Origin of the sequence: Thalassococcus sp. S3 (assembly GCF_004216475.1) — a bacterium.
Taxonomy (GTDB): domain Bacteria; phylum Pseudomonadota; class Alphaproteobacteria; order Rhodobacterales; family Rhodobacteraceae.
This window is the reverse complement of the sequence record NZ_CP022303.1, coordinates 2,800,831-2,818,374: the sequence shown is the minus strand read 5'-3', so window position 1 is coordinate 2,818,374 and position 17,544 is coordinate 2,800,831. Positions and strand designations below refer to the sequence as shown.

Genomic DNA, 17,544 nt, shown 5'->3' with positions numbered 1-17,544 from the left:
CTGTTCGACATGACCGGAGAGCAGACTAAGCGGACTTGTGCACACGCGGCTATTGCTTACGCAGCATCCATTCGCTCGTGCAGCACGGGCATCGCTGCGATGCAGCTCATCTCGCCAGAGCGCACATTGAAATCTGGTCCAAGTGGTGAAATCCAAGCCGCTCGCTCGCTGCCTAGCTGAACCGTTATCGAGAAGCGGACTTATGCGCTAAAGACCATTGCTGACGCAAAATTAACTCGCAGATGCAGAAACTTCATCGTCGCTGCGCGGCGGATATCGCCTCACCGGACAAGCCAACCCCACCGAAACGTCCGTATGCACCTCGTCAACTCAAGGGCCTTGTCGTATAACTCGCACGTATCAAAAAGAGCCGTCCGGGGATGTCGTTTATCCGGCTGACCTGACCGCTTCGCGCAGCTCGGCGTGAAGGATCCAGTTTCCAGGGTCTTCATCGTTTCTTTGCCGGCCTCGGTACCCGAGAAACATCGTTCCGTCGTGATCGCTGGTCGCAGCATCCTGAGTTGCTTCGAGTGAAAGGTAACTGGCGATCAGCAGCCCGGCTGACGCCAGGGCGCGATTGGCCGAGGCGTTCGATTTGTAGCCTGCAGCGCTTGCAACACGCACCTCCGACAAGCCTTCGTCGTTGGCCAAAGCGAGAGCGGTCAGCATGGCGCGTTGCGGGCGCGACAGGGCGACCTGGGCAACCGCTTCGACGAATTCCTCGGTGCTGGGAACAGCTAGACCTGTTGTCTCATCGGTCCGACGATCGTCGGTTCTGCTGATTTCCCTCGCATCGATGATATCGTGCAAAGCGGCGATCGCGGCCTCTTCCGTCGCGCCTCTGGCTTCAGCGATCATCCCGCGCGCGTTCGTCGGCGGTTTCGGAAAGGCCCTGGCCACATATTCACCTGACAGGCGCCCGGACTTGATCTGGTACCGTCCATGTTCGCCCAGCTGGATCGCGGACGGTGTATCCGACGAGCGTTCAGATCCCTTCTTTTTGTTCTTGTCCTTGAAAAGGTCGCGACCTGTGGCCATTCGGGTTTCCGTGTTGGAACGCGTCATGTTGGTGTTCTCCTAAGACAGTGACTGACAGGAGCTGCGTGTCCCACAGCCACCTGAGTTGGGTCGATCATGTAAATCGCATGCACGCGTCCGTTTCAAAGTCGCTTGCTGCGGAAGCAGAACCCGTTTCCGCAACCCCGCGGATCATGAACAGACGCAAGATTAATGTCGCATGGGGCGGGGGGCGTGCAACGTCGCGGACGCAGCATGTATATTGATCATCCTGGGCCAGCAGGCTGCTGCGCGGAATATAGAAAACGGCGCAAGCTACACCTTCATTTCGAAGCCCTGGCATGCGGAGCCCCGTGTTCGGGGCGGGGCGCACGAGACCGGCTCTGTCCACGTGACCAAAAAAGCACGCGGGTCGTATCTCCGGTGCTGGAAAGGTGTTCAATCACGGTGCCAGGGCACTCAGCGGAGAGTGCCCTGGCGCTGTGTTCAAGCGAGAGCGAGATTGGTCGCGCTTTCTCGGCCGTCACGGCCGGTTTCCACGTCGAACGTTACTTTCTGGGCGTCCGAAAGGCCGGTCAATCCGGCGCGTTCGACGGCGGAGATATGGACAAAAACGTCCTTACCGCCCATATCCGTCTCGATGAAGCCGAAGCCCTTTTGGGAATTAAAAAATTTCACGGTACCATTAGCCATATCGGCGGTCTCCTGTTCATGTGCTGCCCACACAATGCGGCAGCCCGGCAAAGTCAGACTGAATCGATCAACTGAGAGCCGGATAAACGGAAGCAGCGGTTCGAAGCGAACAACGATGATTGTGCAGACATGCACCTTCTGAGCTCGACATACAAGACTTCTCTCGTTACATCGCGGAACTCACTTGTCTGGGGCAGCTGCTCACAGAGCGTCATTGACATTTGCCGGACGCGCCCCCACCTTAAAATTGCGTTATCGCTCTGCCGCGTGAGCAGGCGGATCCACTCCCGCCCCCGGTCGTGACGCATCGTTTTCCCACATCACGAAGGGGGGACGCCGCCCAAGGCGGCTCCGGGCACAATGCGGTGCCGGAGTGCTCGCCCCAGGTGCACCCCGACCGACCGCGCGCATTTGCGTTTGTCGGCAATACCGGATGGAAGATCCGGTCAAGGATTGACATGACTTTCAACACACTCGGGCTCAATGCCCGCATGGTCTCGCGGCTCGACGCCCTGGGGCTGACTCAACCGACCCCCATCCAGCAACAGGCGATCCCGCAGGCGCTGCAAGGCCGCGACATTCTAGGCATCGCGCAGACCGGGACCGGCAAGACCGCCGCCTTCGCAATTCCGCTGGTCGTGGCGCTAGCAAAGCAACAGGAGCGGCCCGCGCCCCGATCAGCGCAGGGGCTGATCCTCGCACCGACCCGGGAACTCGCGGGCCAGATCGTCCAGAGCCTGCACGGGCTGACGGCCGATCTCCGCATCACGCTTGTCGTGGGCGGAAAGTCGATCAATGCGCAAGTCCAGAAGCTCGCCCGCGGCACGGACATTCTCGTGGCAACGCCGGGCCGGTTGATCGACCTGATGGATCGCAAGGCCGTTGATCTTGGTAAGACAAAGTTTCTTGTCCTCGACGAGGCGGATCAGATGCTCGACATCGGCTTCGTCCATGCGCTGCGCCGCATCGCGCCGGTGCTGGGCAAGGACCGGCAAACCATGATGTTTTCGGCCACGATGCAAAAGGCTATGACCGAGCTGTCCCGTGACTACCTGACCGATCCCCTCCGCATCGAGGTGTCGCCGCCGGGCAAGGTCGCCGACAAGGTCACACATAGCGTGCATTTCGTCGCCAAGGAGCAGAAGCGGGCTCTGCTCATAGACCTTCTGAACGGGCACTGCGACGAGCGCGCGCTGGTCTTTTCGCGCACGAAGCGTGGAGCCGAGCGGCTTATGAAGTACCTCGACCGGGCCGGTTTTGCGGCCACCTCGATCCACGGCAACAAGAGCCAGGGTCAGCGCGACCGGGCTATCGCCGCCTTCAAGAACGGTTCGGTGCGCGTCCTCGTCGCGACGGACGTCGCGGCACGGGGGATCGACATTCCCGACGTGGACTATGTCTACAATTACGACCTGCCGAACGTACCGGAAAACTACGTGCACCGGATCGGGCGCACCGCCCGTGCAGGGCGTGATGGATGCGCGGTCGCGTTCTGTGCCGCCGACGAAGTGTCGGAGCTCAACGCCATCGAGAAAGTACTTGGTATGCCCGTCGAAGTCGCCGGCGGCCGTGCCTGGCAAGGGATCGGAGACATTCCGAAACCGAAGACGGGGCGGCGGTCACGCTCGCGGTCTTCTTCGAGACGCTCTGAGCGGATGGCTGCGTGACCGCCCGCGGTAGACGACTTCGAGCCTGACGCGGAAGAAGGCGCTGGACCGGCAGCGGACTGCGACCCGGGCATGTTTTCACAGCGAGGCGGCGCTTTCTCCGCAGGAGGATACTTCATGGTCCCTTTCGAGCGTCTCGAAATCGGCATCTATCGCGCAGCAATCGCAGCCGCGATCATCGTTTGTGCATTTCCAGCCGTCGCACAGGACGGCACTGGGCCTATTCCCGAGAACGCAGAGGCACGAAGCTATGGCGGCGGTTGGGACTGTTCGCTTGGGTACCGCGTGAATGGTGGGGATTGCGTTGCCATTGATGTCCCGGAGAACGCTTATGCAACTGGTCGATCTTACGGCTCTGGCTGGGCGTGCAAGCGAGGCTACCAAGAAGTCGGCGGTGTGTCCTGTGAGGCGATCCCCATTCCCGAGAATGCCTTTCTTCGATCGTCGGGCCTCGACTGGCAATGTGATCGTGGATATCGACAGAGTCGAGAGACGTGCGTGCCGATCGACCTACCGGAAAACGCCTATCTTACCAACGATCCGTCCGGTTCCGGCTGGGAATGCGACCGCGGTTTCGCGAAATTGACCGATGCCTGCGTTCCGATCGCGGTTCCCGAGAATGGTTACCTAACCAATGCCGACTTCGGTGCCGAATGGGCTTGCGAGAGGGGTTTCTTCGAGGTCGATGGTCGCTGTGATCCCGTGGCGCTTCCCGCGAATGCCTTTCTGGATCAGGAGTCCTTCGGGCCGGGATGGCGTTGCGAACGAGGCTTCGAGGCGGTAGCAGGCGCTTGCGTCGCGATCAATCTTCCTGCGAACGCTCATCTCGACCGATCCGGAAACCGCTGGCGCTGCGACCGCAGTTTTCAGCTCTCGGACGGGGCGTGCGTTCTTGGACGATAGCGCCCGCGGATCGCGCCCGGCCGAGACGGCTGGCATACGGATGCGGATCGGCTGTCGCCTTCGCTACTGGCTGACCCAGCCCACACCCATCATAGCCATGCTGAACGTGCACTATTCGCGCTTCGGCGATCTAGAGCGCGCCGACTATCTCGTGACGCAGCCCAGCGTGCCGCTGGAAAGCTATCGCGACGGGTTCGGCAACTGGTGCACGCGAATGGTGGCCCCGTCGGGGGACTTCACGCTATCCACCGACGGGATCTTCCGCGACACCGGACGGCCTGATCCGACACCCCCCGAGGCCGAGCAACACGCCGTTCAAGACCTGCCCTTCGAAACCTTGATCTATCTTCTCGGCAGTCGCTACTGCGATACCGATCTCCTGTCAGAGGAGGCCTGGCGGCGCTTCGAGGCCACACCGCCGGGCTGGGCGCGTGTAAAAGCGATCTGCGACTTCGTGCATTCAGCCGTTTCGTTCGACTACATGCAGGCGAGCGCGACCCGCACAGCGTCCGAGACGCTAGCCGGACGGCAGGGCGTCTGCCGGGACTTCGCCCATCTTGCCATCGCTCTCTGCCGCTCAATGAACATCCCGGCGCGTTACTGTGCGGGCTACCTGAGCGAATTCGGTCAACCGAAGCCCCATCCGCCTGATGATTTCGCGGCCTGGATCGAGGTCTTTCTGGGCGGCCGCTGGTGGGTCTTCGATCCACGAAACAACAGCCCGCGCATGGGGAGGATTCTGATCGCGCGTGGTCGGGACGCCGCCGACGTGCCTCTGACGCAAACCTTCGGGCCGAATAAACTGATGCAATTCGACGTCTGGACATGGGATGCCAAGGACGATCCCGAAGAGGCGCCGTCCGGTTCTCGAAACTAGCGCCGCGCGTGTCAACGCCGGTTCTTGTCGGTCTGCCCGTCCTCGATTCGCGAACGGGATGCTTGGTCCGCCTGTGTGTGAGCGCGTTCGCAGTCTAAAACCAATGAGGAGAATTGAGATGACTGCCTTGATCAAGACGACCGCCGTATTTCTCCGACCCTTCCAGCTTAGGAGTTTTAACGAGACCCTGCCACCCGGGGAATACGAGATCGAGACCCAGTTGCTCGAGCCGGTAGACTGGATCGAACCGGGAACCTGGACGTCGTCCGTTCTCGTGCACCTCCATCCGCGCGCTTCGCACCCCGGGCTCCGCCGAACGCTCACCGTGCCGCTTGCCGAACTGGAGAGCGCAGTGGCCAAAGACAAGCTCACCGGCAAGGCCCTGAAGGACTACTTCCTTGAGGAGATGCTGGCTGACCCGATGATCCGTCTTGTCATGCAGGCGGACGGCGTGGACGAAGCCGAGCTCCGTGACCTCTATTCGGCTCGATCGTCTCAAGTCAGCCAAGAACGAGTACGTGAAGCGTGCAACGCGACCGTACCAAACAAATGGCCTGACACCGCAGATACCGGACCGCGCATTGGAAGCGCGCGCCCAGGCATCGGAGAATGACGTGTGGGTCCGCTACACGGCACCACATCCGTCGGCGAGCGAGCCACGGTAGGGATCTAGGAGCATTGCCGTGACAGATGACCCGATTGATCTTGACGGTCGCAGGACAGCGGCCAGCCGACATGAGACGGAGATGCGTCGGCGACCTGCGAACGACGCCCCGTCTTTGGTTCCCGCATCGCAACCGGAGCTTTGCAGCCTCGAAGACCAGATGCTGGCGGAACCGGCGCGGACATGGGTCGAAGTGATGGAGAAGTGGCGGTTCCTTCTCGAACAATATGCAGCAACACCGGAGGCCTGCAATGAACGTATTCAGAAACTGATCAAGCGGGCCATTGGCGACATGGAACGGCTGCGGAAGCGTGAGGAGCGCAAGGGACGATGAAATCAGCGGATGCGGAAATCCTGACCGTGAGGGCAGCGGCCGACATTGCCGCCGAGCGCGTCTGCCTGAAGTGCAGGTCGCCCTTCTGGAGCGAGGGGTTCGGTGAGCGCATATGTTCGCGCTGCAAGGGATCTGCCGTCTGGCGTGCTGCTATTTCCGAAGGTTGCGGACATGGGCGCCGACGTTCCTGGGGTCGTTTGTCGTAGGTTTCAACGATGCCGTCGGTCACCCTCACGCATACGACTCGCTATCGGTATCGAGCCGCTGTTTCGCTCGGCCCGCATAGGCTGATGCTGCGTCCGCGGGAAACCCGGGATCTCAGCCTGACGTCCTTTGACCTGGAGATCAGTCCCGAAGCGCGCATTGATTGGTCTCACGACGTGGCCGGCAACGCGATCGCGACAGCGCGGTTCGACAGAATGACGGACGCGCTTTCGGTTCGGTCGCGCGCGCAGGTGGACATGCGTGCTGCCGTCTGGCCCGTTTTCCCAATCGCGGCTGCGGCGGCTTCGTATCCTTTCGTTTATGCAGCCGACGACTGGACCGATCTGCGCCCCTTGGCCATGCCGCAGTATGCGGACGACTCCGGGCGGCTGCGCGGGTGGGTCGAGGGGTTTGTCATGGCGCGGCCGACGGACACGCTTTCGCTGCTAAAGGACATCAGCAACGGCATTACTGAAAGGATTTCCTACCAACTCCGCGAGACGGAGGGAACACAAGGGCCGCTTGAGACCCTCGACAGGGGATGGGGGTCTTGCCGCGATTTCGCCGTCCTCTTCGCTGAAGCCGTCCGTACGCTTGGCTTCGGCGCGCGGATTGTTTCGGGGTACCTTTTCAATCCGTCTGGAGATCAAGTTGGATCGGCGGATACCGGCTCCACGCACGCGTGGGTCGAATTGTTCGTTCCCGGGGCGGGCTGGATATCGTTTGACCCGACCAACAGATCGGTCGGCTCTGCCAATCTCATTCCTGTTGCTGTCGCACGCAGGATCGAACAGGTTGCCCCAGTCTCCGGCAGCTTCCACGGTAGATCCGCCGACATTTTGTCGATGCAGGTTAGGGTGGACGTGAAAGATTCCTGAGAACCGTTGCCAGTGTTTAATCGCTGTAACGTGGAATAGGTTCTGCAGAGTGCACCACATTTCTTTCCCGCTCAAACGCAACGGATTGTCAGTTTGTCTGGGACCCACAAATTGCAAACTCTATCTTCTCTGCGCGGCGCCTCAATGGCTGGCCATACCGCCGCATGGCAGCTATGAATTTGGTGCACATGCGGCAATTTTCGTGCTACGAGCGCGCCCAGGGAAGAAATAAGATGTTCCCAATGGGCTCGCAGCCGACCTTAGTGGTGCCAGGCCGCGACGACCGCAGCCAGCCCGAAGCCGACATTGGCTTCATGCATTCAGATGATCAACGCGGACAGAGCCGGCCGTCGCTGCAGTCGCGCCAAAGTCTGCTTCGGGACGCCAGCGATACGCAGATAAGTCATGTTTCATAGCCAAGGCGCTAGACTATTAAATTTCCCATCTATTGTTAAAAAAATGCAGCAACGAAGGCACGAAATACAGCAGTAAGTAATTGATCAAAGCCAAAAATGAAATCAAGTGAGCTCGAGCCTCATTCGAACGCCAGGTCAGTTAGTTTGCGTGATAATTTAACGCGCTCAGCTGTTGAGCGCGCTTTTATGATAACGACAATACGAACTAACCCGTCCTGCTCAACAAGCATTGTTGCACCGAAACCAGATGCTCGAGTGTAAGAGGTCACTATACCCTTTACTCGACTGTCCGATTCGAGATGGCGGCGACCCGTATGGCACACTTCCCTGATGCCAGCGTCTGAAGTGAGGCGCGAAAACAAATTAAAATACTCAGGAAAGTCATAGTAGTGTCGCTCCATTAGGATTGCAAGGTCCCGTGCAGTTGACAGCATTTCAATTTCAGTAAGACCATGGGCGTTCTTGAATGTGGTATTTGTCATTCCCAGTCGACGAGCAGCCGAGTTCATTTGAAGAACGAATTCAGCTTCTGATCCACCAATGTGCTCCGCTATTGCTGTCGCGGCATCGTTGGCGGATTTAATTGCAGCCGCTCTAATCAAGTACCGGAGTTTTATGCTTTGTCCTTGGCGCAAGCCAAGCTTGGAGGGGGGTTCGTTAGCCGCGTTTGAACTTATCAGAACTTCGTCATCAAACGTGAAACCGCGGTCCCGTATCGCTTCAAATGCCAAGTAAAGCGTCATTAACTTGACCATTGATCCGGGCGGCGTGGGCTCTGTTCCGAGATTTGCGCCAACTGCTTCATCAGAGTCCGGATCCCAAATGAAGTATCTGACGTTTGGTGGAAAACCATTGTCCTCTAGTGTAAAGTCTTTGATGCCAGATAAGTTTTCGGCTTTGCTGGGAACTACACTTCTGCCCCGCTCAACGTACCCAATCTCTCGATAAAGCCACTCCAAGCGCCGCTCAATTTCCGCTTTTCTTGTCTGTTCCGGAAGATCTAAACCATCAGCTTCTTTGTCGAGTAAGGCCCGTATTTCACGTTCAAAAGAGTCGATTTCTCCCCTCACACGGTCGCGATTGTCTACCAATACGGACAAGTAGGATTGCCATTGATCTCGAGTTCCGTCAGGAGCCACCTGCGAAAAATACTCTGCAAAACGTATTCGAAGTTCGACGTCTTCGCTTATAGCGGTATTGAAATATTCAGCGACAAATGACTGTTGTATCTCATCGGCGGCTCTTTTGTCTTGAAATTCTACGCGTTGCTGCTCAGCAGTAAATGACCACCAATCAATTGCACCTGGCACAATTACTCCTAAAGCGCCTATTGCAAACGTGCCAAAGATGACCTTGTACAATCCGATACGAGCCTCGTATCGCCTTGTGGCGTGTTCCTGTGCGTCGTCACTTTTGTCTTTGTCTGTCATAAGCGGATTACTTCTATTGTCTGTCTTCTGCACCAGCCAGTCCGACGACCTCTAGAACTTGGTCAAACAAAAGGTGGCGTTGCTAATTACTTACCACAAACCATACGGGCCTGTTGCCGCGATGCAAAACGAAACTTCCGAAGTTGAAGCAGAATTTACCCCGTGGGCACTGTAGCCATTCTGTCTTGCCACAAGTCTTAGAAATCTGCCGTTTGAGATCTTTGCAGCATCCAGTAGTTTGGGCTCGCCGCCGACCTTAGTGGTGACAGCGCTTCGTGTTACTGCCAAGGAGGGTTGCTGAGTGTCAGAAAGTACCCCGCAGGCAGAGTCAATATCCCCAGAGCGATATGCAGTCCGAGTAGAGGGCCGCGGATTCGGAGAATGATAGTGGCTAAACCACCCAACAATTGCAGCCCCAGCCACGCTACTATCCCAGCGATCCAACCATCAAAAATTCCCACATACACAGCGGGCCAGAGAATACACGGCAGGGCAGCAATTGAGAAAAGCATGGCCATGCCGGAATGCGCTATTCGTGGACCAAAAACACGACCGTGGTCGGAATTTGAAATGCGCAAGGTCTCAATCGCTACATTCATAGAATAGGTAAGGCAAAAAATTCCGATCACAGAGCCATAATTAATAGTATTTTCAAACATACAGATTAATCCCACGAAATCTGTTCCGGCGGCAACAAGTCCTCAACGGTACCAGTGATCCACGCCTGGCGACCCAGACTGGAACGTCACAGCTCCGCATAGGCGGCTTTTGGCTCCTTGTTGATCTCCGCCGCATCTGGCTTCAATGTCGCTCCGCAGCCCAAGGCGGACGTTTGCTTCAGGCATCGCTGCCTTTTTTCTTACGCGCGCGGTCGTAGCGTCGAACTGTCTCTGGACTGATCTTTAATAGTTCACCGATTTCCGTTGCGGGTCTCCCATCAGCAAGCATTGCTAGGACACGCTCTTCTACTAAACCTCGTATTATGAGGCTTCTGCCTCTGTTCTTACTTCCGCGCCGTAAAGCCCAATTTTTTAGCTGACCGCCGTACCGTTTTGCTGAGCCTCGGCTCCAATCCCGCCCCAGGTGTTCTGCCAGTTCTAAACCGATGGCGGTACCGCTAATCTCAGGGTTATCTCTAACAAGGGTTTCTGCAAATCTGACGGTTTCCTGTGACAGAGCAAGAGCATCGAAGGCATGCTCTGGTTCTGTGTCAGGGTACGGTGAAATGAAGTAGACGGTGTTGCGCCGGTCGGAGGCAAGAGCGCCGATGTATTTCAGGTCGGTAATGACCGCCTCACCATATTGCGCCTGAAGCTTTGCAAGCTCAAACGGCGCTCCGTGCTCACGAAACTCGAGGCAGAGATCGTAATAGGCTTCCTTGGCGTCCAAGTAGCCAGACTGTGGGGTGAAGTCTTTGACTTCATTGTTCTTTTGGTTGTTCGAAGCGGACAAAACGCTCTTGTAGACTTGCTCCTGTGTTCCCGCACGAGCGCGAAGGATAGGCAACAAAAGCGCCTCTGGAATATGCACGTGGCGTTTGGAATTGTTGCTAACAAGCATCTCTTCCTTGTCGTCTTTGGGTCTGACTATAAATCCGGCGATCGCCAAGTTCGCCATCGATTTATCCGACGGGCTTTGCAGGCCCTGCAGCGTCAGTTCTTTTAACAGCGCTTCAAACAACTCCTTTTTCTTCATATCATCGCTGCCTGTCGACTTGGATATGACCGAAAATAGCTTGCCTAGCCTGCTCTCCGGCTTTGGGCTCACCTCAATAAAGTCAATCCAGTTCTTCTTAACACGTAAGATCGCCGCGACCCCTGAAACGTCGTCCCTATCTCGTCTGGTGACGCTCCACCCCCTGTAACGCGGGACGCGTTGTCCGCTCTGGGCTTGCCTTTCTTTCCAATTGCCGAATCGGACTGCGTTTGAGGTGTGATGTTCGAACGTAGCCTCCGAAAAAACTCCACTTCTTTGAATCTCGTGTTCTTGGCTTTGATCGATAGCAAAATCGGCAGAGGGCGTAGCGCTGAGTTTGACGTTCCCATGTTCGGAATTAGCCTGTTTTGAAATAGTGGTTTGTTCGATGGTCTGACTGCTTCGACCGAAGAGTTCAGAATAATCGGGCCCGTAACTAGGCGTGCAATTGGCGAACGTTAATAGTACTTCAGCTTGATAGATTGCGATTTCGGTCTCAAGGGGATCTCCATCAACAGAAATTTGTATAACGTCTGAGCCAACGCTGGCAGACAGCAATACGTCGTGCGCCTCCGAGGGATCGTTCGCATCCGTCCAAACGCTTACCGACGCAATATTGCTATCCAGAGGATCAGGGAGCGATACTAGCTCATCGATTACGAATTCAGGTTCATATTCAGACATACTTCTCTATCACGGATGGTTCCTTACGTTCACGAGCGTAACGCAGCCGGTCAAGCACGTCCATCTGCACTAAGCGACTGGGCGGAGCTTGCTTAGACCTGGCAGGACTTTGCAAAGTCTGCTTTCTGCGCTTCGCTGACACTCAACTTAACTAATCTCTTCGTAGTGATGGTCTCGTCCGCCGGTTTAAGTCTGAGCTTGGGCGTTGGGGTCACATCCAACTTCACGCACTGCCTAATCGACGACTAACTGACTGATTCTCACGATCATCGGACGCAACGCTGCGACTGCATGTCTCAATGAACGCAGCATCTTGCCTCAAATCTCAATGCGCAGGTTTCGCAAGATACGCGTCGATGTGGATCATGGGCTGCGTCACCTAAGAAACATGGTCGAACGCTGCTTCAACAAGCTCAAGAACGCCCGCCGCGTTGCCACACGCTACGATAAAGTCGCTGTAAGCTATCTGGGATTCATCGACGCCGCCTCTACCAGACTTTGCGTGCGCCATTTGTCAACATGACCTAAACAGAAAGTAGAGCATCTTTTTGGACTGGGTGCTCTTGGAGAAAGCTTATATTCCTTCCAGACCTGGGTATGAAAAGCACAACTTCGAAGTCATCACAGATGCGAGTCGGAAGCTCATGAGGCCGATGTGCTGACCAAGACCATTCACGGGTGCATATGACACGGGCAAACAAATGATGCGCTCTAGCAATCAACAGCCCTTTTTGTGGTGCTCAGGCGCCTGGCCCGGGCAACGCAGAATTTTGAAGGCTCGCGAACAACCGTGGTCAAAAACTGTCTTTCTCCGGTCGAAACTTATTGACCTCCAGCGCTGATTTGCTTCCTGAGCCAATATAGTTTCTCGCCGTTGTATAAAGCTGCATAGAACCGTCGCTGGTGATCCGCAAGCCACCACTCCAGCGAAAATGAACTCCCAAGAACGTCTGATCTGATGGGACCACCTCACTGTCACGCGTTATGAAATGACGCTTATCTATCCGCTCGAAGGCCTGTTTATCCAGGTCTACGCTGTAGAGGATTGCATAGTCCGTATATGCGATATCTTCAGTAGAATAGAATCCAATCAAAAAGACTTGATCGTTATCATCAGTTAATAGTGAAATCCCTGAGAATTTATCTTTGTCGATCTCAGTTTTGAAAAGCTTATTGAATTCTATATCGCTATCGATGATTGTTGCCCCATTGGAAAGATAGACAGTTACGTCGCCATTGTCATAAGATGCCAAAACATAACGATCTTCCCCGAGCGTTTCGTCGTGATAGCGCGTGATTCCAGCAGCTCCTGCGCCATAGTCTTCGGTGATCTTAACATCCAAGAGCTCAATATGTTTGGTATGCTCCACCATACTATAAAACCGGATCACTGATTTATCATATTTTCCGGTTTCAATCGCGACAACCAGAAAATCGCCGAATGCCTGGATGCCGCCGGGGTGGTTATAGCCCTTGTCAGGAGTATCGAAGTAATTCACAAGCTTATAATCGTCGTCATCGTAAACACCGATACGTCCGTAGTCGTCATTTGCATCGTTTCGAGTAACGTAAAGTCTTTCTTTCTTACGGCCTTCGCTGCTCCATCGCGCAACGCCCTGGAAGTGATTCAATATGTCGTTTGATTTGCCAATACGGCCTACATATTCATAGTATCCGACAGCATGCTTTTCGATAGCTTCAAAGCCTGATTTAGCATCTTTCACCCTTGGGTTCTCAAATCTCATAGTAAAATATCTCCTATATTTCGGAATAAAATTATTCCCTTTTTATAGCATATGTCGACAAAAACTGATTTACATTGAAACATACCCGACATTGCGCGCTTGGGTCACGTCCATCAAGCTGGTTTAATTTCCCGGATGGCCTGAGGGCATGATCAGGCGGCTTGGCTTGTAAGACTGAGAATGGGGTCGGTCTCCTCTGCATCGATTTCGGCGAAGGCCTCGACCATCATGTAGTAGCTGGCGGTCTGCCACTCTGCGTTCTGTTCGAACAGCACGGCGCCGATCAGGCGGGTGATGGAAGCCTCATTCGGGAAGATATCGACGACATCGGCCCTGCGCTTGGCACGTTCCCCAACGGCGAGTTCGACCGTGATCCAAACCTGGATCAGTACGCCTGCCCTGACGGTAAACCGTTGAGACGATATTGGCGGCAAATGCGCACTTCGAGAACGGGCGTAAGTAAAGACGGCTTCAACGCTACTATGCTCGTAAGTAGGATTGTTCCACTTGTGCACTCAAACAGCGCGGTACACCCAATCAAGAGATCCGCAAAATCCCCCGGCACATCCGCGAAGATGCCCGCGATATAGCGCGCCAGATCGCAAAGACGGATGCCTATACCGACGCCAGCCGACGACGCAAGAAGGTCGAAATGCTCTTCGCGCATCTCAAGAAGATACTGCAGCTGGACCGTCTCCGCCTTCGCGGACCAAACGGAGCGAAAGACGAATTCCTTCTCGCAGCAACCGCCCAAAACCCCCGCAAGTTGGCAGAGCTGCGCACCGCCGCCCCATACATCGCCTATAAGCCTTCAAAGACAGGCTTCGGAAACCAAATCAATCCCAAACAACTACGGACTTTTTCAACAACATCTGCCGTCTGCTCAGTTCTGCAAAGTCGGCTTCCTGCACCAACCGCCATCAACATACGCTTTACGCCAACAGTGATTTCCGCCGTAGCATGACGCCTTTCGTAGTCTGAGGTCATCCCAAGGCAGAGCGGTTTAGCGTTCTCTGTGTTGAGCAGAGGAAGGTGCTTATCTCAACCCGTCGCGACCAATCCCGGTGACGCCATGATCGAGCGGGAAATCCACTTACGAAACGGCTCGAAACAGTTCAAACGAACCGAACTACCTCTATAAGCCTGTGAGACCATCGGTGTAGAAGTCGCATGATCATGTCACCATCGGTAAACTCATCTAGACGTCGCTCCGCGCCGACAGCCTGCTTCAGCGATCACTTTGCGATCAACAGATCGTCCAAGGTGCTGCCGTTCTCCAACGCCGCTTTGACCCAATTCGGCTGACGTCCCCGTCCGCTCCAGGTCAACGCAGGGTTTTCAGGGTGGGCGTATTTCGGAGCGGCCTTTGACGCGCGGGTCTTGGGTGCCCCCATGAGATCATTCAGCGTAAATCCCATTTCCGCGGCTGCGGCTTCTACGGCTGCCAAAGCCTCTTTCCGGCGGCGCGCCTCGAAGCTCGCAATGGCTTTCTCCGCCTGTTTCTGGATTTGCTTGAGCTCCTCAAGCGACAGCGCATCCCAGTCAATGTCGGTCATATCATCGTCCATCTTCTTTCGAACAAGGACGCCGCTAGTGGAAAAGCCCGTCAATCACAAGGCAAGCCCCCTTTGCAGAATACGATGGCTAATCTTTGGTACAGGATTGAGCCTGAATACGCCCGCAATCACACTGCCTCTTCTTGCGTTATTTTATCCAGTATGTTCTCTATATGTTCTTGTTTGTTCAACGATAGTGAGTAAAGGAGATTTAAATGACTGACAGACATTCCCAAAACCAAACCCGTAAACCCTATATGCTGGGCTATGCCGTACGCCCCATCGGCGATGGCACCAAATCCCATTGGAGCAAGGTCGCTGCCGCCTGGGCGCATAAGGACGGTCAGGGCTATGAAGTGCGCATGGATGCCATGCCTGTTGATGGCCGTCTGGTGCTGCGAACCGTTCCAGAGGAGCACCCTGATACCGGTGAGATCATTGAGCGTACGCCAGATGGGCTGAGCTAGGCGCAACACGTTACTGTGTCGGGAGAGGCGGGCTTTGGTCCGCCTTTTTCTTTGGGCGCCTCCGCTGGCGCGGACCGGGCTGTCGTGAACTGAACCCGGCAAGCGGTTTCAGCCCTGACGGGCCTCCATCCCTGGCGCGGCTTTTGAGACGGCTTGCGCCGCCGCTTTCCTTCTTTTGTCGGGGAGGCCGAGAGGCTTTGCCTCTTCTCTCCCCGCAAGAAAAACAGAGCGCAGAGGCTCTTTCGTTGTCGGTTCCTCCAGAGGCCCCTCCAACAACGAAGAGAGCCTTTCGTCGATTTTTCTTGTCCCCTCCCATCTCCACTCTCGGCGAGGGCCAAGGGTTGCAAGCGCAACCCCTGATCCATTGGAAAGAGAGGACAGAATGCAAAGCAATCATATCATTCACGGCGATAGCGCCGATATTCTGGCAGAGTTTCCCGCAGGCTCCATAGACCTGATCGTTACCGATCCGCCCTATCTGGTGAACTATCGCGACCGGACCGGGCGGCAGCTTTGCAATGACGACAACCCCGACGGCGTTCTGCCTGTCTTTGCACCCATGGCGCGGGCGATGAAGCCGGATAGCTATGCGATCTGTTTTGCGGGCTGGTCCGCATTGTCGCAATTCTCGCCGGCATGGCAGGCGGCGGGCCTGCGGATCGTGGGGGAGATTGTCTGGCACAAGCGCTATGCGTCGCGCCAAGGCTTCACCCAATACCGTCATGAAAGCGCCTATGTGCTGGCAAAGGGCCACCCGCCGATGCCGAAACACCCGCTGCCCAGCGTGATGGCGTGGGTTTACTCCGGCAATAAAAGCCACCCTACCGAGAAAGCCGTGGAGGTTCTGACGCCGCTCATTCGGTGTTTCTCCAAACCGGGGGGTTTGATCTGCGATCCGTTCTCCGGGTCGGGGAGCACAAGCGTGGCGGCAGCTCTGAGCGGGCGCGATTATCTTGGCATCGACATCGACCCCAAGCATGTCGAGATCGCCAAAGCCCGGCTGGCAGGTGTGGCCCGCTTTCAAAGCGCGCGGGCTGCGTGATGGCCCCGCAAGATCAACTTGGTCTTGGGGATCTGCTGGCGGAGGCGGCGGAGACCAATGCGGCGCGGGAGTTCGAGAGCGACACCGCGCATTTGCCGGGTACGCTGGCAGAGGCCATCGCATTCCATACACGTCAGATCGAGGCGCATCATGCCGCTATGCTCGCCTGCAATATCGAACACGCCCTTATCATTCGCAGAGAGGCCCGTCTTCTCGCCCGCAAGTTGAATGGCGGCGTTCCGGGCATTCTGGCCCATGACGACGCGCCGGGTTATGTGCTCGCGCGCCATTGTGCAGCGCCAGAGGGGCAGGTCCCGCTTTGGGGGCAGGAGGGCACCTTTGAGATCGACATTGCGGGCGTCGCGTGCCGGATCACCTTCAACGGCATGTTCGGCATTGGGGCCACCGCGATGACCTATCTCGCATTTGACGCCCGCGCCGTGGACAAAGCCCATCCCTTCATCAGCGGCACAGGCTATCGCAGCTTTCTGGGGGCGACGGTCCCGCCGCAGACAGGTCTTGTACCGGATCAGTTCGCCTCGCAGGTCATTGCGCAATACGTTGCGGATGACCTCGGCGGCAGGCTGGTGGTCCCGGCATGCGCCGCAAGAAAAAGCGCGCCCGGAGCGGGGCTCCGGGCGCGGTCCAGGCGCTGCATCCGCACCGCATTTGATTTTGGGCGCGAAGATGTGGTAGGATTAAGTGGGATAACTAGGAACGGGCGTCTCATGTCTATGGTCAAGAAAAGCATCACCGTCACCGATCAACAGGATGCGTTCATTCAGGCGCAGATCGCCTCGGGTCGCTATGCCTCCGACAGTGAGGTCATCCGCGAGGCGCTGCGGGAGAAGGAGCTGCGGATTGCCGAGCTCGACGCCTTGCGGGCCAAGCTGATTGCGTCCGAAGAGAGCGGGATAAGCCCGCGCACACCGGAAGAGATTCGCGCCGCGGTCCGGGAGCGTCTGACACCGTCTTCATGACCAAGCTGACCCTCCGCCTCACGACCCTCGCAGACCAGGACCCGGACGATCTTTATGCCGAAGGATTTACCACCTGGGGTGCAGCACAGGCGGATCGCTATTATGAGGGTCTCCTCGCGCGGTTCGAGACCATTTGCGATGAGCCGCGTATGTATCCGGCGGTTGATGACATCCGCGACGGCTATCGCCGTTCCGTCTATGAAAAGCACAGCATCTATTATGTGATCGACGGGGACACCGTCGAAATCCGCGCCATCGTAAAGTACCAGGACATTCTAGGCCGCCCCTGAGA

At 56.3% G+C, this 17,544-nt stretch carries 18 protein-coding genes and 2 pseudogenes; 12 read left to right on the top strand and 8 right to left on the bottom strand.

What is annotated here, in order from left to right:
* Window positions 1-387: 387 nt before the first annotated feature.
* Window positions 388-1,065 (bottom strand): hypothetical protein, encoded by a 678-nt coding sequence (locus tag CFI11_RS13960; RefSeq protein WP_130406952.1) that lies wholly within the window; start codon window positions 1,063-1,065, stop codon window positions 388-390.
* A gap of 438 nt (window positions 1,066-1,503) precedes the next feature.
* On the bottom strand, window positions 1,504-1,710 hold the full coding sequence (locus CFI11_RS13955) for a cold-shock protein (protein ID WP_130406950.1): 207 nt from the start codon (window positions 1,708-1,710) through the stop codon (window positions 1,504-1,506).
* A gap of 458 nt (window positions 1,711-2,168) precedes the next feature.
* Between CFI11_RS13955 and CFI11_RS13950 the strand changes: the two genes are divergently transcribed.
* The 6 genes from CFI11_RS13950 to CFI11_RS13925 all read left to right on the top strand — a co-directional run bounded on the left by CFI11_RS13950 (window position 2,169) and on the right by CFI11_RS13925 (window position 7,237).
* Window positions 2,169-3,377 carry a DEAD/DEAH box helicase gene (locus tag CFI11_RS13950; protein ID WP_130406948.1) on the top strand — a complete coding sequence of 403 codons (1,209 nt, stop codon included), beginning with the start codon at window positions 2,169-2,171 and terminating at the stop codon, window positions 3,375-3,377.
* A 117-nt stretch (window positions 3,378-3,494) separates the two neighbouring features.
* A complete protein-coding gene (locus tag CFI11_RS13945) occupies window positions 3,495-4,280 on the top strand; it encodes a hypothetical protein (RefSeq protein WP_130406946.1) in 786 nt (261 codons plus the stop codon).
* 34 nt (window positions 4,281-4,314) lie between these two features.
* Window positions 4,315-5,157 (top strand): transglutaminase family protein, encoded by an 843-nt coding sequence (locus CFI11_RS13940; protein WP_165390392.1) that lies wholly within the window; start codon window positions 4,315-4,317, stop codon window positions 5,155-5,157.
* Between the two features lie 118 nt (window positions 5,158-5,275).
* Window positions 5,276-5,770, top strand: a complete 495-nt coding sequence (locus tag CFI11_RS13935) for a hypothetical protein (RefSeq protein WP_174843508.1) — start codon at window positions 5,276-5,278, stop codon at window positions 5,768-5,770.
* Between the two features lie 70 nt (window positions 5,771-5,840).
* The gene (locus CFI11_RS13930; protein ID WP_130406944.1) at window positions 5,841-6,155 is read left to right on the top strand and encodes a hypothetical protein; all 315 of its coding nucleotides are present in this window, start codon (window positions 5,841-5,843) and stop codon (window positions 6,153-6,155) included.
* Between the two features lie 215 nt (window positions 6,156-6,370).
* Entirely contained in the window at window positions 6,371-7,237 is an 867-nt protein-coding gene (locus tag CFI11_RS13925; RefSeq protein ID WP_130406942.1) for a transglutaminase family protein, read from the top strand.
* Between the two features lie 535 nt (window positions 7,238-7,772).
* Here CFI11_RS13925 and CFI11_RS24790 read toward each other — a convergent pair.
* From CFI11_RS24790 to CFI11_RS13910, 3 genes are all read right to left on the bottom strand, one after another.
* Window positions 7,773-9,083 (bottom strand): serine hydrolase, encoded by a 1,311-nt coding sequence (locus tag CFI11_RS24790; RefSeq protein WP_130406940.1) that lies wholly within the window; start codon window positions 9,081-9,083, stop codon window positions 7,773-7,775.
* 278 nt (window positions 9,084-9,361) lie between these two features.
* Window positions 9,362-9,742: a hypothetical protein gene (locus tag CFI11_RS13915; protein ID WP_130406938.1), complete on the bottom strand. Its 381-nt coding sequence runs from the start codon at window positions 9,740-9,742 to the stop codon at window positions 9,362-9,364.
* Between the two features lie 178 nt (window positions 9,743-9,920).
* Entirely contained in the window at window positions 9,921-11,462 is a 1,542-nt protein-coding gene (locus CFI11_RS13910; protein WP_130406936.1) for a hypothetical protein, read from the bottom strand.
* 304 nt (window positions 11,463-11,766) lie between these two features.
* Here CFI11_RS13910 and CFI11_RS13905 point away from each other — a divergent pair.
* A pseudogene (locus CFI11_RS13905) lies at window positions 11,767-11,985 on the top strand (IS5/IS1182 family transposase); the annotation flags it as partial.
* A 271-nt stretch (window positions 11,986-12,256) separates the two neighbouring features.
* On the opposite strand, the gene CFI11_RS13900 reads toward CFI11_RS13905, so the two are convergent.
* Both CFI11_RS13900 and CFI11_RS13895 read right to left on the bottom strand, forming a co-directional pair.
* On the bottom strand, window positions 12,257-13,207 hold the full coding sequence (locus CFI11_RS13900) for a hypothetical protein (protein WP_130406932.1): 951 nt from the start codon (window positions 13,205-13,207) through the stop codon (window positions 12,257-12,259).
* 152 nt (window positions 13,208-13,359) lie between these two features.
* Window positions 13,360-13,548 (bottom strand): annotated as a pseudogene (locus CFI11_RS13895) (transposase); the annotation flags it as partial.
* A 203-nt stretch (window positions 13,549-13,751) separates the two neighbouring features.
* On the opposite strand from CFI11_RS13895, the gene CFI11_RS24965 reads away from it, so the two are divergent.
* Entirely contained in the window at window positions 13,752-14,171 is a 420-nt protein-coding gene (locus tag CFI11_RS24965; protein ID WP_217358797.1) for a transposase, read from the top strand.
* 271 nt (window positions 14,172-14,442) lie between these two features.
* Here CFI11_RS24965 and CFI11_RS13885 read toward each other — a convergent pair whose 3' ends face one another.
* Window positions 14,443-14,763, bottom strand: a complete 321-nt coding sequence (locus tag CFI11_RS13885) for an H-NS family nucleoid-associated regulatory protein (RefSeq protein ID WP_130406930.1) — start codon at window positions 14,761-14,763, stop codon at window positions 14,443-14,445.
* A gap of 215 nt (window positions 14,764-14,978) precedes the next feature.
* Between CFI11_RS13885 and CFI11_RS13880 the strand changes: the two genes are divergently transcribed.
* The 4 genes from CFI11_RS13880 to CFI11_RS13860 all read left to right on the top strand — a co-directional run bounded on the left by CFI11_RS13880 (window position 14,979) and on the right by CFI11_RS13860 (window position 17,542).
* Window positions 14,979-15,230, top strand: coding sequence for a hypothetical protein (locus CFI11_RS13880; RefSeq protein ID WP_174843507.1), 252 nt, complete (start codon window positions 14,979-14,981; stop codon window positions 15,228-15,230).
* A gap of 382 nt (window positions 15,231-15,612) precedes the next feature.
* A complete protein-coding gene (locus CFI11_RS13875; RefSeq protein WP_130406928.1) occupies window positions 15,613-16,272 on the top strand; it encodes a DNA methyltransferase in 660 nt (219 codons plus the stop codon).
* Complete coding sequence (locus CFI11_RS24500) at window positions 16,272-17,252, top strand: type II toxin-antitoxin system ParD family antitoxin (protein ID WP_217358695.1); 981 nt, start codon at window positions 16,272-16,274, stop codon at window positions 17,250-17,252. Before CFI11_RS13875 ends, CFI11_RS24500 begins: the two co-directional genes overlap by 1 nt.
* Window positions 17,249-17,542, top strand: coding sequence for a type II toxin-antitoxin system RelE/ParE family toxin (locus tag CFI11_RS13860; protein WP_130406926.1), 294 nt, complete (start codon window positions 17,249-17,251; stop codon window positions 17,540-17,542). Before CFI11_RS24500 ends, CFI11_RS13860 begins: the two co-directional genes overlap by 4 nt.
* The last annotated feature ends 2 nt before the right edge of the window (window positions 17,543-17,544 follow it).

What these genes read in the sequence shown, in the direction of transcription:
- CFI11_RS13960 (WP_130406952.1), bottom strand. Translation starts at nt 1,065, where the DNA reads ATGACGCGTTCCAACACGGAAACCCGAATGGCCACAGGTCGCGACCTT.
- CFI11_RS13955 (WP_130406950.1), bottom strand. Translation starts at nt 1,710, where the DNA reads ATGGCTAATGGTACCGTGAAATTTTTTAATTCCCAAAAGGGCTTCGGC.
- CFI11_RS24790 (WP_130406940.1), bottom strand. Translation starts at nt 9,083, where the DNA reads ATGACAGACAAAGACAAAAGTGACGACGCACAGGAACACGCCACAAGG.
- CFI11_RS13950 (WP_130406948.1), top strand. Translation starts at nt 2,169, where the DNA reads ATGACTTTCAACACACTCGGGCTCAATGCCCGCATGGTCTCGCGGCTC.
- CFI11_RS13935 (WP_174843508.1), top strand. Translation starts at nt 5,276, where the DNA reads ATGACTGCCTTGATCAAGACGACCGCCGTATTTCTCCGACCCTTCCAG.
- CFI11_RS13945 (WP_130406946.1), top strand. Translation starts at nt 3,495, where the DNA reads ATGGTCCCTTTCGAGCGTCTCGAAATCGGCATCTATCGCGCAGCAATC.
- CFI11_RS13915 (WP_130406938.1), bottom strand. Translation starts at nt 9,742, where the DNA reads ATGTTTGAAAATACTATTAATTATGGCTCTGTGATCGGAATTTTTTGC.
- CFI11_RS13885 (WP_130406930.1), bottom strand. Translation starts at nt 14,763, where the DNA reads ATGACCGACATTGACTGGGATGCGCTGTCGCTTGAGGAGCTCAAGCAA.
- CFI11_RS13880 (WP_174843507.1), top strand. Translation starts at nt 14,979, where the DNA reads ATGACTGACAGACATTCCCAAAACCAAACCCGTAAACCCTATATGCTG.
- CFI11_RS24500 (WP_217358695.1), top strand. Translation starts at nt 16,272, where the DNA reads ATGGCCCCGCAAGATCAACTTGGTCTTGGGGATCTGCTGGCGGAGGCG.
- CFI11_RS13900 (WP_130406932.1), bottom strand. Translation starts at nt 13,207, where the DNA reads ATGAGATTTGAGAACCCAAGGGTGAAAGATGCTAAATCAGGCTTTGAA.
- CFI11_RS13910 (WP_130406936.1), bottom strand. Translation starts at nt 11,462, where the DNA reads ATGTCTGAATATGAACCTGAATTCGTAATCGATGAGCTAGTATCGCTC.
- CFI11_RS13860 (WP_130406926.1), top strand. Translation starts at nt 17,249, where the DNA reads ATGACCAAGCTGACCCTCCGCCTCACGACCCTCGCAGACCAGGACCCG.
- CFI11_RS13925 (WP_130406942.1), top strand. Translation starts at nt 6,371, where the DNA reads ATGCCGTCGGTCACCCTCACGCATACGACTCGCTATCGGTATCGAGCC.
- CFI11_RS13875 (WP_130406928.1), top strand. Translation starts at nt 15,613, where the DNA reads ATGCAAAGCAATCATATCATTCACGGCGATAGCGCCGATATTCTGGCA.